The sequence below is a fragment of the Nocardiopsis chromatogenes YIM 90109 genome (assembly GCF_000341185.1).
GTDB classification, from domain to species: Bacteria; Actinomycetota; Actinomycetes; order Streptosporangiales; family Streptosporangiaceae; genus Nocardiopsis_A; species Nocardiopsis_A chromatogenes.
This window is the reverse complement of sequence record NZ_ANBH01000350.1, coordinates 16,420-32,087: the sequence shown is the minus strand read 5'-3', so window position 1 is coordinate 32,087 and position 15,668 is coordinate 16,420. Positions and strand designations below refer to the sequence as shown.

The 15,668-nt window shown below is 74.9% G+C and carries 12 protein-coding genes and 2 pseudogenes; 7 read left to right on the top strand and 7 right to left on the bottom strand.

Translation table 11 applies throughout. The annotated features are described in order from the left end of the window. On the top strand, nucleotides 1-240 hold a 240-nt coding region (locus tag D476_RS35130; RefSeq protein ID WP_040728786.1), incomplete at its 5' end, for a S8 family serine peptidase. Between the two features lie 192 nt (nucleotides 241-432). On the opposite strand, the gene D476_RS39530 is transcribed toward D476_RS35130, so the two are convergent. The 5 genes and pseudogenes from D476_RS39530 to D476_RS0130055 form a co-directional block, all read right to left on the bottom strand. Further along, nucleotides 433-1,320, bottom strand: a complete 888-nt coding sequence (locus D476_RS39530) for a hypothetical protein (protein ID WP_239648868.1) — start codon at nucleotides 1,318-1,320, stop codon at nucleotides 433-435. Between the two features lie 185 nt (nucleotides 1,321-1,505). Continuing rightward, the gene (locus tag D476_RS39525) at nucleotides 1,506-2,738 is read right to left on the bottom strand and encodes a protein kinase domain-containing protein (protein WP_040728782.1); all 1,233 of its coding nucleotides are present in this window, start codon (nucleotides 2,736-2,738) and stop codon (nucleotides 1,506-1,508) included. Nucleotides 2,739-2,746: 8 nt separating this feature from the next. Further along, nucleotides 2,747-3,030 (bottom strand): annotated as a pseudogene (locus D476_RS35115) (hypothetical protein). 103 nt (nucleotides 3,031-3,133) lie between these two features. Beyond that, entirely contained in the window at nucleotides 3,134-3,424 is a 291-nt protein-coding gene (locus tag D476_RS0130060) for a WXG100 family type VII secretion target (RefSeq protein ID WP_017627582.1), read from the bottom strand. 40 nt (nucleotides 3,425-3,464) lie between these two features. Further along, on the bottom strand, nucleotides 3,465-3,803 hold the full coding sequence (locus D476_RS0130055; protein WP_017627581.1) for a hypothetical protein: 339 nt from the start codon (nucleotides 3,801-3,803) through the stop codon (nucleotides 3,465-3,467). Between the two features lie 273 nt (nucleotides 3,804-4,076). On the opposite strand from D476_RS0130055, the gene D476_RS39520 reads away from it, so the two are divergent. The 3 genes and pseudogenes from D476_RS39520 to D476_RS39510 all read left to right on the top strand — a co-directional run. Continuing rightward, nucleotides 4,077-5,042 (top strand): ABC transporter substrate-binding protein, encoded by a 966-nt coding sequence (locus D476_RS39520; protein WP_017627580.1) that lies wholly within the window; start codon nucleotides 4,077-4,079, stop codon nucleotides 5,040-5,042. Then, entirely contained in the window at nucleotides 5,039-6,064 is a 1,026-nt protein-coding gene (locus D476_RS39515) for a FecCD family ABC transporter permease (protein ID WP_017627579.1), read from the top strand. The genes D476_RS39520 and D476_RS39515 overlap by 4 nt, the downstream gene beginning before the upstream one ends. Further along, nucleotides 6,061-6,549, top strand: a pseudogene (locus tag D476_RS39510) (ABC transporter ATP-binding protein); the annotation flags it as partial. The gene D476_RS39515 and the pseudogene D476_RS39510, both read left to right, overlap by 4 nt. A gap of 259 nt (nucleotides 6,550-6,808) precedes the next feature. Here the strand turns inward: D476_RS39510 and D476_RS36890 are convergent. Then, complete coding sequence (locus tag D476_RS36890; RefSeq protein WP_026123989.1) at nucleotides 6,809-7,189, bottom strand: MarR family winged helix-turn-helix transcriptional regulator; 381 nt, start codon at nucleotides 7,187-7,189, stop codon at nucleotides 6,809-6,811. A gap of 45 nt (nucleotides 7,190-7,234) precedes the next feature. On the opposite strand from D476_RS36890, the gene D476_RS0130030 reads away from it, so the two are divergent. Further along, nucleotides 7,235-8,767 (top strand): MFS transporter, encoded by a 1,533-nt coding sequence (locus D476_RS0130030; RefSeq protein ID WP_449289421.1) that lies wholly within the window; start codon nucleotides 7,235-7,237, stop codon nucleotides 8,765-8,767. Nucleotides 8,768-8,797: 30 nt separating this feature from the next. Here the strand turns inward: D476_RS0130030 and eccD are convergent, their stop codons facing one another. Continuing rightward, a complete protein-coding gene (eccD, locus tag D476_RS0130025; protein WP_026123988.1) occupies nucleotides 8,798-10,138 on the bottom strand; it encodes a type VII secretion integral membrane protein EccD in 1,341 nt (446 codons plus the stop codon). A gap of 275 nt (nucleotides 10,139-10,413) precedes the next feature. Here eccD and eccCa point away from each other — a divergent pair, with 275 nt between their 5' ends. After that, nucleotides 10,414-14,304 (top strand): type VII secretion protein EccCa, encoded by a 3,891-nt coding sequence (eccCa, locus tag D476_RS0130015; protein WP_239648869.1) that lies wholly within the window; start codon nucleotides 10,414-10,416, stop codon nucleotides 14,302-14,304. A gap of 20 nt (nucleotides 14,305-14,324) precedes the next feature. Then, nucleotides 14,325-15,419, top strand: a complete 1,095-nt coding sequence (locus D476_RS0130010) for a hypothetical protein (RefSeq protein WP_017627572.1) — start codon at nucleotides 14,325-14,327, stop codon at nucleotides 15,417-15,419. The last annotated feature ends 249 nt before the right edge of the window (nucleotides 15,420-15,668 follow it).

Here is a 15,668-nt window from a genome sequence, read left to right as displayed (position 1 = left end):
ATCTACGCGCCCGGCGTGGACGTGGAGTCCTCGATCCCCGGCGGCGGCTACGACACCTACAGCGGCACCTCGATGGCCAGCCCGCACGTGGCCGGTGCGGCGGCGCTGTACAAGGACGCCAACGGGCAGGCGAGCCAGGACACCGTCCAGGGCTGGCTGCAGGACAACGCCGGGAAGGACAAGATCTCCGGCGCCCCCGGCGGCACCAGCAACCTGCTGCTCAACGTCGAGGGCTTGTAGGGACCCCGCTCACCTACCAGTCCCGCACCGCGGTGATCAGGACGGCCCCGGCGCCCGCGCCGGGGCCGTCCCCGTGCGCACCGGCGCCTCAGATCCTTGACGGGAGATGTGGGCCCCGGTCATCGGGCACACGCCGACCTCCGGCGCCCCTCGCCGTATCCGCAGCCGATACAGGGTGTCCCTTCAACGATCTCAGGGGTCGTCGTCGGGGGAGTCGAACCCGGGGCCGCCGGTACCGACGCCGGAGGAGGTGCCGTGCCGGGTCCCCGTCTCCTGCTCCTCGGGCTCCTCGGACTCCTTCTCCTCCTCCCGCTTCCGCTCCTCCTCCTGCGCCGCCTCTTCCTCCTCCTGCCGCTGCTGCTCGGCTTGGGCCTGGGCGCGGGCACCGGCCCGGTCGGTGCAGGCCTCGTCCCCGGCGGCGGACCCGCCGTCGACGGCGACGACGGTGAAGCAGTACTCGGCGGTCCCGCTCTCGGTGGGGACCCGGGCGCTCGTCACGCCGGGCCCGGTCCGGGCGAGGGTGGCGGGCGGACCCCCCTCGACGCCGCCGACGACGAAGTAGCGGGCGGTCCCGCCGGAGGCGTCCTGCCAGGTGACCTCGACCGCGGTGAGGCCGTCCTCCAGGGAGACGCCGCCGGGGGGTTCGGGGGCGCCGGGGACGTCCTTCCCGCTCTCGGCCCCGTCCTCCCCGGAGTCCTTCTCCGTGTCCTCCTCCTCGTTCCTCCCGTCCTGCGCCGCCCCTCCGCCGGAGCCCGCACCCGCCTGCGCGGTCCCGGCACCGGCGGCGGTGAAGCCGGGGCCGGGCCGGGCGGCGCTCCCGGCTCCGAGGAGGGAGGCGAGGACGGCGACGGAGGCCGCCGCCGCGCCGATGTGCATGTGCCGCCGCCACCGGGGCGGACGCACGCGGCCGGTGGGCCGCCCGTCGTCATCGGGCTCCTTGTCGTGTGCCGATGCCGGGGCGGAGTCCGGGGCCTGGACTCCGGGACCGGGGAGCGGCGCGTCGTCGGGGCCGCCGGTCCACCCCTTGAGCCGCTGCCAGGCCTGACGGGAGTAGAGGTCGCGGGCCGTGTCAAACGGCATGGACGGGGCGGGGGCGGCCGGGGTGTCCGGCGCGGTCGGAAGCGCCGCCGGTTCCTCCGAGGCGGGCGGCCGCGGCGCCGCTTCGTCCACCGCCGGGGCGTCCAGGCCCGGGATGGGCTTGGACTTGGGGCGGCGCCCGACCTTGCGCGTGGGCCGGGTGGGCCCCTTGCGGCGGAACTCGCCGGTCAGACCGATGTCGATGACGGCCGGGCCGGAGGGAGAGGCGACGGCTGAGGCCGCGGCAGCGGCGGACCCGTCCTCGTCATTCGATGGGCGGGGCGCCGCCGGTTCCTCTGAAGGACTCTGCGGGCTGTGCGGANNGGCGGCGGCGGCTCGCCTGCCGCCGCGGCCTCCGTCGGTGCCGTCGACGGACTCTTCGACGGGGGCCCGGACTTCGGCGCGGGCTCAGGCGCGGGCACCGGGGGCGGGGCCGCCCCCGACGGCGCGGCCCCGCCGGGTGCCGCCTCCGCCGGAGCGCTCTGCGACGGCTTCGGTTCCGGAGCGGGTGCGGGCGCGGGCTTCGGCGCGGGCGCGGACTTCGGCGCGGGCGCGGCCACCGGCGGGGATGTCCCGACCGACGGGGTCACCGATCCGTACGCCGACCCCACCGCCGCCCACAGGCGCCCCAGCTCCTCCTCGAACTCGGCCGGGGTGGCCGGGCGGGCCGCGGGGTCCTTGGCCATCGCCCCCACCAGCAGGGCGTTCACCGGAGGCGGCACGCCGGGGAGCGGCAGGTCCGGCGCGGGCTCGCGCAGCGCGGTGCGGGCGTAGGCCTGCGGGTCGGGGCGGCTGCCGTCCCAGTCGGCGAAGGGCACCCGCCCGGCGATGGCCGTCCACAGGGCCGAGGCCAGCTGGTACACGTCCGAGGCCGGGCCGGGCTCCTGCCCGCGCAGGATCTCCGGCGGGGCGTGGAACACCAGCTCGGAGCTGGTGCGCAGACGCGGCGCCGGAGAGCCGAACGGGGCGGCCGACCCGAAGTCGGTCAGCACCGCCGAGGTGCCCGAGCGCAGGATGTTGCTGGGCACGACGTCGTTGTGGAGCAGCCCGGCCGCGTGCAGCGCGGCCAGGGCCCCCGCCGCCGCGCGTCCGGCGCGGACCGCCTCGGGCAGGTCGACCGGGCCGCTCCGGGCGAGGATGTCGGCGTGGGAGCCGTCCGGCTGGAACGGCATGACCAGCACCGGCTCGCCGGTCGCCGCGCGCGCGACGTCCAGCAGCGGCACCACGCCCCGGGCGCCGCCGAGGTCGCGCAGGCGGGTGATCTCCTCGTATCCCCCGGCGCCGTGCATCGCCTTCAGGGCGACGGCGGCGCCGGTGCGCTCGCTGACCGCCCGGAACACCTGGGACCGCCGGCCCCGGTAGGCCAGGACCGGCTCCCGGAACCCCGGCACCCGGACCGCCTGCGGGGCGCCCCCGGACATCTGCGCGCTCACCTCCCCGACTGGCCGGGAAACACCGGCCCGGTCTGCCGGCCGCCGCCCATGCGCTCCTCGTTGATCTGCTGCTGCTTCTGGAAGGCCGCGTGCACCGCGATGCCCCCGCAGATCAGGGCGATGAGGACGATCCCGCCGACGACGGCGGGCCAGACCGNCGCCCCCGCCAGTACCGGCTGGACCCGTACAGGATCGCGGCGCGGAGCTGGCGGCGGCGCAGCGCGTCCGCCTGCAGCACGTACTGCTCGGCGTTGGGGGTGTAGTGGAAGGCCTCGGGCATCCGCTGCCCCGGCTGCTGCTGCGGGGCGGGCGCGCCCGGTGCCTCCGCGGGGGCGGCCGGCGGCGGGGTGGTGGAAGGCGGCGTGGTCACGGGTCCTGCGGGGTCAGAAGAGGTTGTTCAGGCGGTTGCTCAGCCGGCCGTAGTTGCTCGCGGCGTCGTCGGTGGCCCGGATGACCTTGGCGAAGGCGTCGTTGACGGCGGCGAACTGGGTGTCGAACTCCTCGGCCTTGGCCTTGAACTGGTCGTTGCCCGAGCCCTCCCACTTGTTCACGGTGGTCTCGGACTGGGACCGGATCTCCTCCATGATGGCCTTGAACCGGGTCAGGTGCTCCTGCTGGGCGCCGCTCAGGTCCTGCAGACCGGAGACGTTGCCGTAGACCTCGAAGTTGCTCACGGTCTCTTCTCGCTCCTGTCGGGGGTGGGGGAGGGCGTGCTCAGGCGTTGACCGGCCGGGAGAGGCCGCCGGCCTCCTTGCCCGCCGAGGCGAAGGTGTCGCCGGAGTCGGCGTCGGTGGCGGTGAACTCGCGCTGGCCCTCGTTGAGCTTGATGCCGTTGTTGCCGCACCAGGTCATCAGCTCGTCGAACCGCTGGGTGAGCTCGTTGCGGGCCTCGCGGAACTTGGCCAGGGCGTTGCCCTGCAGGGACTCGCCGTCCCGCTCCATGTCCTGGATGAGGTTGTTGAGCCGCTGGTAGAGCCCTTCAGAGGAGATCCCGAGCTCTTCGCCGCCCTTTCCGAGGGCGTCCGCCTCCGTCAGACCGACATGGTTGGCCACTGGTGTCCTCCTGGGGATTCGGGGGTCACTCCGCACACTCGGGAGCTCACTCAGAGATTAACGGCCCGCACCGACACAGAAGCCCCTCCCCCCGACCGGATCCGGACAGAACCGGCCATCTTCCTCACATTCCGCACCGCTACCATCCCGCCCCGGCGGCTGTCGGACTCCGCTGACGGCCGCGCCCGGCCGGATCCGGACATGCAGCCCACCGATCGCGCCGAAGCGCACATGCACCGGAACCCTCCGGGTGCCCCGTCCGACCGTCGGTGCATGACATGTCGACACCTGCAACCGGCCGCCGCCGCGGCGGCGGTCCTGATCCTGGCCGCCTGTTCGGCATCGGGCGGCGAAGACCGCGGGGAGGGCTGCCCGCCCCGCCCCGTCCTGGACACTCCCCCCGAACGCGTGGTCACCATGGACGGCGGGTCCGCCGCGCTGCTCACCGAGCTCGGCGTCGGCGGCACCGTCGTCGGCACCGCCGCCCCCGACTTCTTCGACGCCTTCCCCGCCGAGGAGCGGGCCGCGTTCGACCGCATCCCCGTCATCGACGAGGGCACCGGCAACCGGGAGGCGGTCATCGCGGCCGACCCCGACCTGGTGATGGGGATCTCGGCCTACCAGTTCGGCGCCTTCGACGGCACGCCGACCGCCGAGGAGCTGGCGGCCGCGGGCATCGCCGCGCACGCGGCCTGCGACCCGCCGGGGACCACGGAAGACCTGTCCGCCACCTTCGCCTTCATCGAGGACACCGCCGAGCTGTTCGGCGTCCCCGCGCGCGGCGCCGCGCTCACCGAGCGGATGCGCGAACGGGTGGAGGAGGCCGCCCCCGGATCGGAGGCCGCGCCGGTCCGGGTGCTGGCGGTCTCCGTCGTCCCCGGCAGCGGCCAGGGCGTCTCCACGGTCGGGGGCCGGGGCACGGCCAACGGCGTGATCACCCTGGCGGGCGGCGAGAACATCGCCGGGGACGTCCCCTTGCGCATCGCCGACCTGGCCCCCGAGGAGGTGGTGCGCCGCGATCCGGAGGCGATCCTGATCCTCACCGGGTTCAGCGACCTGGGCGGACAGGAGCTGGCCGACGCGGTCCTGGAGCACCCCGTGCTGTCCCGGACCACCGCGGCGGAGGACGAGCGGTTCGCCGTGCTCCCGCAGTCCACCGTCACCTCCCCCAGCGTGCTCAACGCCGAGGCCGTGGCCGACCTGTCCACGGCCCTGCACGGCGGAAAGGGCCGCCGGTGAGGGCCCGCATCCCCTTCCCGCTCCTGCTCGGGGCGCTCGCCGCCGCGGTGGCCGCCGCGGTGCCGCTGTCGGTCGGCGTCGGCGCCGTCCCGGTGCCGCCGCAGGAGGTCCTGGGCATCGTCGCCGACCGGCTCTCCTCCCCCGCGCCCGCCGCCTCCCCCGAGGCCTACATCGTCTGGGAGCTGCGCGGCCCGCGCGCCGTCCAAGCCGTGTTCGTCGGCGCGGGCCTGGCCGTCGCCGGGGCGGTGGTCCAGGCGCTGGTGCGCAACCCGGTGGCCGACCCGCACCTGCTCGGGCTCTCCTCGGGGGCGAGCACCGGCGCCGTCCTGGCCATGGCCGTCCTGGGCGCCGCCGGGCCGCTCGTCCTGCCCGGCGCCGCCTTCGCCGGTGCGGTGGCCGCCGGTCTGGCGGTGTTCGCGCTGGCGCGGGCGCGCGGCGCCCTGGAACCGCTGCGGCTGGTCCTGGTGGGGGTGGCCGTCGGCCAGCTCCTCGGCGGGGCCACCTCCTTCCTGGTGCTGCGCCAGGCCTCCGGCGACGCCCAGCAGCAGGTGCTGTTCTGGCTCCTGGGCAGCCTGGCCGGGGCCCGGTGGCCGCTGGCGCTGGGCTGCGCCGCCGCGGTGACGGCGCTGCTGGCGCTGCTGACCGCGCGCGCCCGGACGCTGGACGCGCTCGCCCTGGGGGCCGAGGGCGCCGCCGCCCTGGGGGTGCACGCCGACCGCGCCCGCGCCGGGCTGTTCGCGGCGGCCGCGCTGGTCACCGGGGCCGTGGTGGCGGTGGCCGGGGCGATCGGGTTCGTCGGGCTGGTCGTCCCCAACCTCGCGCGGCTGCTGGTGGGGGCCGGCCACCGCCGGGTGCTGCCGACCGCCGCCCTGCTGGGCGCGCTGATGCTGGTGGCGGCCGACCTGGGCGCGCGCACCGCGCTGCGCCCCACCGAGCTGCCGATCGGCATCCTGACCGCGGTGGTGGGGGTGCCGTTCTTCGTGGCGGCGCTGCGCGGCGACCGGGCGGGGGTGGACCGGTGAGGCTGCGGATCCGGGGGCTGACCGCCGGGTGGACCCGCGTCCCGGCGGTGGAGGGGGTCGACGCCGAGGTGCCCGAGGGCGCCCTCACCGCGCTGGTGGGGCCCAACGGCAGCGGCAAGTCCACCCTGCTCAAGACCGTCTACCGGGCGCTGCGCCCGCGGGCCGGGCGCCTGCTGCTGGGCGAGGAGGACCTGCTCGGCCTGGACCGCCGGGAGGCCGCGCGCCGGGTGGGCGTGCTCGGCCAGGACCAGGGCGGCGGGTTCGACTTCACCGCCGAGGAGGCGGTGGCCCTGGGGCGCGTGCCGCACACCGGCCCGTTCGGCGGGCTCGGGGCCGCGGACCGGGCGGCGGTCGCCGAGGCCCTGGAGCTGACCGGGTGCGCCGCGTTCGCGGACCGGCCGCTGTCCCGGCTGTCCGGCGGGGAGCGCCAGCGGGTGCTGCTGGCGCGCGCGCTCGCCCAGCGGCCGCGGCTGCTGGTGCTCGACGAGCCCACCAACCACCTGGACCCCGGCCACCAGTTCGCGGTGCTGGAGCTGGTGGCCGGTCTGGGGATCACCGTGCTCGCCGCGCTGCACACCCTGGACCTGGCGGCGGGCTACGCCGACACGGTCGTGGCGATGCACGGGGGCCGGGTGGCGGCGGCCGGGCCGCCCGGGGAGGTGTTCGCGCCGGAGCCGCTGCGCGCGGTGTTCGGGCTGGAGGGCACGCTGCTGGAGGACCCGGTGACCGGGCGGCTGCGCCTGCTCACCCGCCCAGCCGGTCCTCCAGCAGGGCGCGGTGGGTCGGGCACGCCTCGCCGTGGAGGGTGCGGCCCTGCTCGGTGCAGTGGACGAACAGGGCGCGGCGGTCCTGGTCGCACATGGCGCGGGTGACCAGGCCCCGCTTCTCCAGGCGGGCCACCGAGCGGGACAGGGCGCTCTGGCTCAGGTACACGCGCTCGCCCAGCTCCTGCATGCGGACCTTGCCGCCGTCGGCGGACATGAGCAGGTCCAGGACCTCGAAGTCGCTCATCCCGATGCCGTGCCGCTCCTGGAGGTCCCGGTCCAGCGCGCACGACAGGTCGCTGTAGCAGGAGAGCACCTCGCGCCATCGGGCGACGAGGGCGGCCTCGCGTGTCGGGCTCATGGCGCGGATCTTAACATGCCCGGACATTTAATGTCCAAGCATTAAATGCATCGACATTTGATGCGCGCGCATGTATGGTCGCTGGCCATGACCACACCGGCCGCACCGGCGTCCACCGCGACGCCGCCCTCCCGCCCCACCCCGCCGTCCCCGCGCCCCCAGGGCTGGAACGCCCGCACCTGGGGCCTGCTCATCGTGCTGTGCCTGGCGCTCTTCCTCGACGCCCTCGACGTGTCGATGATCAACGTCGCGCTCCCCTCCATCGGGGCCGAGCTGGGGATGGGCACCGCCGGGCTGCAGTGGGTCGTCTCCGGCTACGTGCTCGGGTTCGGCGGCCTGCTGCTGCTCGGCGGCCGCACCGCCGACCTGCTGGGCCGCCGCCGGGTCTTCCTCGCCGCGCTGGCCGCCTTCGCGCTGGCCTCGCTGCTCGGCGGGCTGACCGACCACGCCGGGCTGCTCATCGCCACCCGCTTCGCCAAGGGCGTGGCCGCCGCCTTCACCGCCCCCACCGGGCTGTCCATCATCACCACGAACTTCGCCGAGGGGCCCGAGCGCAACCGCGCCATGAGCGTGTACACGGTCTTCGGCGCGAGCGGCTTCTCCTCCGGCCTGATCTTCGGCGGCCTGATGACCCGCCTGGGCTGGGAGTGGACCTTCTTCTTCCCCGTCCCCTTCGCCACCGCCGCACTGGTCGCCGGGTACCTCCTCATCCCCCGCGACCNCCTCCTCACCCCCCGCGCCCGCCCCGCCGCCACCGGCGGGTACGACCTGCCCGGCGCCGCCGCCTCCACCGGGGCGCTGCTGGTGCTCGTCTACACCGTGGTCACCGCCCCCGAGCGCGGCTGGTCCCACCCGCTGACCCTCGGCCTGTTCGCCGCGGCCGCCGCGCTCGCCGCCGCCTTCGTCGTCATCGAGCGGCGGGTGGCCCACCCCCTGGTCCGGCTGGGCATCCTGCGCAGCGGCACCCTGGTGCGGGCCAACCTGGCGATGATGGCGCTGTTCGGGTCCTTCGCCAGCTTCCAGTTCCTGCTGACCCTGTTCCTGCAGCAGGCCCTGGGCCGCACCCCGCTGCAGATGGCGCTGGCGCTGCTGCCCACCGGCCTGCTGGTCGCCCTCAGCGCCTTCTTCTCCGACCGGCTGATCGACCGGGTGGGCACGCCCCGCCTGATCGTCGCGGGGCTGGTCTCGCTGTCCGCCGGGTACCTGCTGTTCCTGCGGGTGGACACCGACCCCGTCTACGCCACCATGATCCTGCCCACGGCTCTGCTGCTCGGCGGCGGTTTCGCCCTCGGCTTCCCCGCCATCAACGTGCAGGCCACCGCCGGGGTGCACGACGACGAGCAGGGCCTGGCCGCCGGGCTGGTGCAGACCTCCGGCCAGCTCGGCGGGGCGGTGGTGCTCGCGGTCACCACGGCGATCGTCGCGGTCGACCACGCGACCGGGACCGGCGCGGGGGCCGACGGGGGCGCCGCCGCGATGCTGGAGGCCTTCCGGCCCGGCCTGGGGTTCGTCACCGCCGTGGCGCTGGCGGGCGCCGCCCTGACCCTGGTGCCGCTGCTGCTCGCACGGCGCCGCTGACACGCGCGCACCGGTGGCGCGGCGGCAGGGTCAGATCGACCCGGTCAGCCGCGCCACCAGCGCGAACAGCCCCATCGACCAGGCCAGCACCGCGCACGCCGCGATGACCACCACGACCTCGATCCCGTTCAGCGTGCGGCGCAGCGAGGCCCGCGGCACCTCCGCCAGGCGGATCCGGCTCAGCAGCGCCAGCACCGCCCCCGCCGCCAGGGCCAGCGCCGGAAGCCACGGGCCCGCCGCCGGGAGCAGCCCGTAGGCGCCGATCGCCGCCGCCCCCAGCCCCAGCGCCCCGCCCAGGCGCAGCGGCAGCGCGTGCCGGATCCGGTCGAACAGCCGCGACCGGAACACCAGCAGCACCGCCACCAGCGCCGCCAGCAGCACGTCCGGGGGCCCGCCGCCGACCGCCGCCAGCAGCGGCACGGTGAGCGCCCCCGCCGCCGCGGTGCCCAGCACCAGCCCGAACAGCAGCCGGTCGCTGGAGGTCAGGGTCTCCTCGAACCGGCCGGTCTCCACCTGGCCGGAGTGGCGCACCTCGTAGTCGAGCCCGGACAGGCCGCCCATCGCCAGCGCGAGCCGCGGCAGCGCGCCCACCGCCAGCACCAGCGCCACCGCCGCGGCGCGCACGCCCTGCGCCGGGTCGGTGAACATGCCCACCCCGGCCAGCACCCCGCCCGCGGCGGTCAGCACCCCCAGCGCCGACAGGTAGGCCAGGCCCGACTCGTCCAGGGCCCATCCGATGGCCGACACCAGCAGCGCCCCGGCGAGGCCGAATGCGGCCAGCGCCAGCGGCTGCGCCCCGGAGACCAGCAGCACCGACAGGGCCCCCACGGCCGCGCCCCACAGGCACGCCGCCCCCAGCAGCACGGCGGCCACCGTGCGCATCCGGCGCCGACCGGCGAAGACCGCCAGCACCAGGGTGAACAGCGCCCCCGCCGCGGCGACGCCGATGTTGCCCGGCGACGGGCGCAGGTACTCCATCGCGCCGAGCACCGCCAAGGGGCCGGTTCCGGCCAGCAGCAGCCCGAAGGCGAGCGTGGCCGAGGGGTCCCAGATGCCGCCGCTCTCGTCGACCCGGTCCTCCACGGCCCCGCGCACGTCGTCCACGTGCGCGGGCCGCCCGGGCGCGGTCATCGGGCGCAGGGTCAGCACCGCGCCGTCGCGCACCCCGGCCGACTCCAGGGTGCCCTCGGGCGGGACCGGGTCCCCGGCGCCGTCGACCAGCGCCCACCCGGCCGGCCGGGTGCCGTCGGCCTCCGGCGAGCACACCTCGATGACCTGCGGAAGCAGGCTGGCCACCGGGACGGTCCCGGGCAGCGCGAGGTCCGCCCAGCGCTGCGGTCCGGCGACCTTCACCCGACAGTAACCACTCACGTCCGTCCGATCCTTTGCACACGAGCGGGTGCGCACCGTGGTCGGACCTGCGCCGACCGTACGCAGCGAATTAGGTGAAAACGACGAATTGCGGGATCATCACCGTAGCAATCCCGTTCCTCTCCGTTCCCAGGTGCACGAAAGAGTTCGCCGTGGCGACAACACCGGTCCACCGCCCCGCGCGCCACTCCGTTCCCGATCCGGGCACCGACCCGCTGGTCATCGCGCCCCCGCCGCAGCTGCCGGACAACCCGCCCTCCAACAGCTCGTTCGCGATGATCATCATGCCGGTGATCAGCGGATCGGGCTCGCTGCTGATGGCCATCACCATGGGCAACCGCCCGCTGTACGCGGCGGCCGCCGCCCTGGTCATGGTCGCCAGCGTGGTCGTGGGCATCGTCATGTTCACCGCCCAGCACAACGGGCCCCGCAAGCGCATCCGCGAGCAGCGCGAACGGTACCTGGAGTACCTGGACCGCCTGCGCGAGACCGTCCGGGAGGTCGCCGCCGCCCAGCGCGCGGGCGGCGCCTTCCTCCACCCGGCGCCGCACCTGCTCACCGAGACGGTGCGGCTGCCCGCCCGCCGGTGGGAGCGCCGCTCCGCCGACCCCGACTTCCTCCGGCTGCGCGTGGGGACCGGCACCCGGCCGCTCGCCCGCCCGCTGAGCCTGAAGGTGGACACCTCCAGCCCGCTCATCGTCTACGACCCGGTCTGCCAGGGCCTGGCCGACCAGCTCGTCGAGCTGTACGCGCAGGTGCCCGAGGAACCCCTGGTCCTGCCCCTCGAAGAGCTCGGCGTGGTGTCGATCGTCGGCGACCGCTCCGCCGGGCGGGACGCGGCCCGCGCACTCGCCGCCCAGCTCATCGCCTCGTCCGCGCCCGAGGACGTGCGCTTGGGCGTCGTCCGCCACGAGCGCCTGCTCGCCGAGTGGGACTGGCTCAAGTGGCTGCCGCACAACGCCGCCGAGGACCTGGAGGGCGTCGGCGGCCCCGCCTTCACCACCCGCCTGGTCGCGGGGACCACGCTGGAGATGGCCGAGCTGCTCTCCGCCGAGATCGAGCAGCGCACCGTCGACCTGCAGCGCCGCCGCGGCGCGCGCCCCGGACCGGGCACCCGCCGCATCGTGCTCGTCGTCGACGGCGAGTTCCAGACCGTGCTGTCCGGGCTTTCCGCCGAGCCGCCCGTGACCGGCCTGGCGCAGCTGGGGATCCACGTCGTCATGCTGCTGGGCGACCGGCGCGAGGAGCCCGAGCACGTCGACGTGCGGCTGACCGTCGACGCCGACGGCGCCCTGGCCCAGGACGAGGACACCCCGCGGCCGGACCCGGCCGCGCCGCTGCGGGGCACCGCCGACCGGGCGGGGGCCGCACTGCTGACCACCCTGGCGCACCAGCTGGCGCCGCTGCGGCTGGACGCCGCCGACAGCGCCGACGCCCTGCACGGGACCGTGGGCCTGCCGGAGATCCTGGGGGTGCCCGACGTCGCGCGGCTCGACCCGCGCCGCACCTGGCGCCCGCGGAGCCACGGCGACTTCCTTCGGGTGCCCATCGGGTCGGGGCCGACCGGGTCGACGGTGCTGCTGGACCTGAAGGAGTCGGCGTTCGGCGGCATGGGGCCGCACGGCCTGGTGGTGGGCGCCACCGGCTCCGGCAAGTCGGAGATGCTGCGCACCCTGGTCGCGTCGCTGGCGATCAACCACCCGCCGGACAAGCTGGCGCTGCTGCTGGTCGACTTCAAGGGCGGGGCGACCTTCGCCGACACCGACCGGCTGCCGCACAGCGCCGGGCTGATCACCAACCTCGCCGACGACGACGGGCTGGTGGTGCGCTTCCGCGAGGCCATGTACGGCGAGCTCACCCGCCGCCAGCAGCTCCTCAAGGACGCGGGCGCGCTGCCCAACGTGCACGCCTACGACCAGGCGCGCGCGTCGGGGCGCGAGGACCTCGAACCCCTCCCCCACCTGCTGGTCATCATCGACGAGTTCTCCGAGCTGCTGACCGCCCACCCCGACTTCGCCGAGCTGTTCGTGGCGATCGGGCGCATCGGCCGGTCGATCGGGGTGCACCTGCTGCTGGCCACCCAGCGGCTGGAGTCGGGCAAGATCAAGGGCTTGGAGTCGCACCTGTCCTACCGGATCGGGCTGCGGACCTTCTCCGAGGCCGAGAGCCGCGAGGCCATCGGGGTGGGCGACGCCTACCACCTGCCCCCCGAGCCCGGTTCGGGCTACCTCAAGGTGGACACCTCGGTCTTCGAGCGGTTCAAGGCGGCGATGGTGTCCCAGCCCTACACACCGCCCGCCGAGGTGAAGACCGAGGAGGACCCGGTGCTCCCCCTGATCTCCTACAACGGGTTGGGGCCGGTGCTGGCCGACCCGTTCGCCGGGGCGGAGGAGCCCGCGTCCAAGGACGAGCGGGCCCGGACCGCCCTCCAGGTCGCCGTCGACAGGATCGCCGAAGCCGCCCCCCCGCCGGTGCGCCCGGTGTGGCTGCCGCCGCTGCCCGGGGCCCTCCCGCTCGACCATGTGGTCGGCCATGTGGTCGGCACTCCGGACGCCGAGCCGCAGGAGCCGGACCCCGCCGAGATGAAGGCCGTCGTCGGGCTCACCGACATCCCCCGCGAACAGCGGCAGGTCCCCGCCGAGCTGGACTTCACCGGCGGCGAGGGGAACATGATCGTGCTCGGCGGGCCGCAGAGCGGCAAGTCGACCCTGCTGCGCACCCTCATCGCCTCGCTGGCCTGGCGGTACCCGCCCGGACGCGTGGGGGTCTACGCCATCGACTTCGGCGGCGGCGGGCTGTCCGCGTTCGCGGACCTGCCGCACGTCGCCGGGGTGGCCGGGCGGGCCGACCCCGAGCGGGTTCGGCGCATCCTCACCGACGTGCGCGGGCAGTTGGACCGGCGGGAGCGCGTCTTCCAGCAGGCGGGGCTCGACTCCCCCGCGGCCATGCGCCAGGCGCGGGCGGACGGGAGGCTGCCGAGCGGGTTCGTCGGCGACGTGTTCCTGCTCATCGACGGCTGGGCCTCGGTGCGCGAGACGTTCGACGACGCCGACGACATGCTCATGGACATCGCCACGCGCGGGCCCGCCCTGGGCGTGCACACCCTGGTGACGGGGGCGGCGAGCTCGCAGGTCCGCAGCCGCCTGCAGGCCCTGTTCGGCGGGCGGATCGAGCTGCGCCTGACCGACCCGTTCGACTCGGGCATCGACCGCAAGCTGGCCGAGGAGCTGCCGAAGGACGTGCCGGGCCGGGCGCTGCTGGCCGACGAGAACACCGCGCACATCGCGCTGCCCCGCATCGACGGCACCGCCGACGACGCCGACCTGGCCGAGGGGGTGCGCGACCTGGTGGCGCGGGCGTCCTCGCGCTGGACGCAGGGCCCGGTGCAGCAGGTGCGCACCCTGCCCGACCGGGTCGCCCTGGACGAGCTGCTGCCCAAGCCGCGCAAGCGCCGCGGTCGCGTGCAGCCGCAGGACAAGAGCCTGGTCATGGGGGTGGCCGAGCGGGACCTGGAACCGGCCCGGATGATGTTCGACGAGGACCCGCACCTGGTGGTGTTCGGGGACCCGCAGACCGGCAAGTCGGCCCTGCTGCGGGCGCTGCTGCGGCAGGTGGCCGCGCGCCCGGCGAGCGAGGTGGGGATCGTGCTGGTGGACTACCGCCGCGCCCACCTGGGACTGGTCGGCGAGGAGCACCTGCTGGCGTACTGCACGTCGCCGGACCGGACCAAGGCGGTCGCCGCCGACCTGGCGGGGTCGCTGCGCGAGCGGCTGCCCGGGGCGGACGTGACCCCCAAGCAGCTCCGGGAGCGGAGCTGGTGGAAGGGGCTGGAGCTGTTCGTGGTCGTGGACGACATGGACCTGGTGGCGGGGCGCAACAGCCCGCTGGCGGCGCTGGCCGAGTTCCTGCCGCAGGGCAGGGACATCGGGTTCCACATGGTCACCGCCCGCAGGACCGGCGGGACGTCGCGGGCGATGTTCGAGCCGGTTCTCCAGGCGTTGGGCGACATGTCGACCCCGGGCATGCTGTTCTCCGGCGACCGCGCCGAGGGGCGGCTGGCCAACGGGGTGGTGTCGAGGCAGCTCCCCCAGGGCAGGGCGCTGCTGGCCCGCCGGGGCCGACCGCCCGAGCAGGTGCAGGTGGCCTGGAGCGAGCCGCCCGAATAGAGCCGGGAGAGCGATCACCCATGCAACGAGTTCTCCGGTACGCGCGCCTTTTCGCCGTTTCCGGCCTCGCCGTCGTGGTGGCGGCCGCGTGCAGCACGGCGGCGGACACCACCGGCGGCGGTGGCGGCGGCTCCGGCGGGGGCGAGGGCCCGTCCGGTCCGCCCACCGGGCTGGCGCTGCTGTACCGCGGCTACGACGGCGGCGACCCGGAGCAGGACCAGGCGCTGGTGTTCCTGGACCCGGAGAGCGGCGAGGAGAAGGAGGTCTTCACCCTTCCCGAGGGCGCGGTGGACCCGATGGCACCGGGAATCCCGGTGTGGGCGCAGTTCTCGGAGGACTGGAACTACTTCGCGTACTCGCCCCAGGGCGACCAGACCGTTCAGCTTGCACAGCTTGTGGAAAACGAGGAGGGCGACTACGTCTACGAGTCGGCGGCCGCCCTGGAGACCCCGCCCGCCGAGGTGTGGACCGACCCGCGCATCGAGGGCGACCGCCTGTGGTTCGCATCGAGAGCGGCCGAAGGGCAGGCGAGCTCGTTCCAGGTGATGTCGGTCCCGATGGACGACCCGACGAGCACCCCGTCCCAGGAGGGGACCGTTCCTTTCGATGAGAACGGTGTACCTGGGGAATGGACGGTCTCCCCCGACGGAGAGCTGCACGTGAGGGAGCAGGCCCCGGTGGAACAGGTGCCGGGGGAGGCGGGGTCGATGCTGACCATCCGCAAGAGCGGCGACACCGTCATGAACGCGACCCTGATGTCCGGCGGCACCGAAATGCAGCACCTCACCGGTGCACCGGTATGGGGAGGCGGAACGGTGGTCGTGGCACCGCCCGAAATGGGCGCCGCCGACACCCGGGCGTCCTCGGCGACGGGGGCCTCCCTACTCGAGGTCAACGAGTCGGGAACAGGTTTCACAGAGACCCCTCTCCTCGCGGGGGAAGGGCCTTTGCGCCAGTACATGCCGAATGAGGACCATGACGCGGTGCTCCTGCAGACGGACGATGCGTGGTACCGGATGGACGTGGACGACGGAAGCCGACAGGCCGAAGAACTTTTCGACGCCCCAAGGGATGCGTCGATGTCCGGCCACCCGCTGGCCGTGCGCTGGTCGTGAATAGCGAAGATCACAAATCAAGCGTTCAATACAATACCCGCCATCGTCCTTGACGAGCACTTCTTACGTTTCCAGGCTTTCCCCGCCGGAGTTCTCAGGGCTTAGGCGTGTCGATTGGATCATGGCCGTAGAAAGGCACCGGCGGCGTCATGTCCATCGCAAGGCCGCTGTGCTCCCGAAAAGCGGGAGGAGTCGGCCTGGGCGTGCTGTCGACCGATGGGAACGCAGCGAGGGGCGTGCCTGGGCACC

Excerpts from the sequence above, each read along its gene's own strand:
- D476_RS36890 (WP_026123989.1), bottom strand. The coding sequence starts at position 7,189 with ATGAGCCCGACACGCGAGGCCGCCCTCGTCGCCCGATGGCGCGAGGTG.
- D476_RS39520 (WP_017627580.1), top strand. The coding sequence starts at position 4,077 with ATGACATGTCGACACCTGCAACCGGCCGCCGCCGCGGCGGCGGTCCTG.
- D476_RS0130010 (WP_017627572.1), top strand. The coding sequence starts at position 14,325 with ATGCAACGAGTTCTCCGGTACGCGCGCCTTTTCGCCGTTTCCGGCCTC.
- eccCa (WP_239648869.1), top strand. The coding sequence starts at position 10,414 with ATGATCATCATGCCGGTGATCAGCGGATCGGGCTCGCTGCTGATGGCC.
- D476_RS39530 (WP_239648868.1), bottom strand. The coding sequence starts at position 1,320 with ATGCCGTTTGACACGGCCCGCGACCTCTACTCCCGTCAGGCCTGGCAG.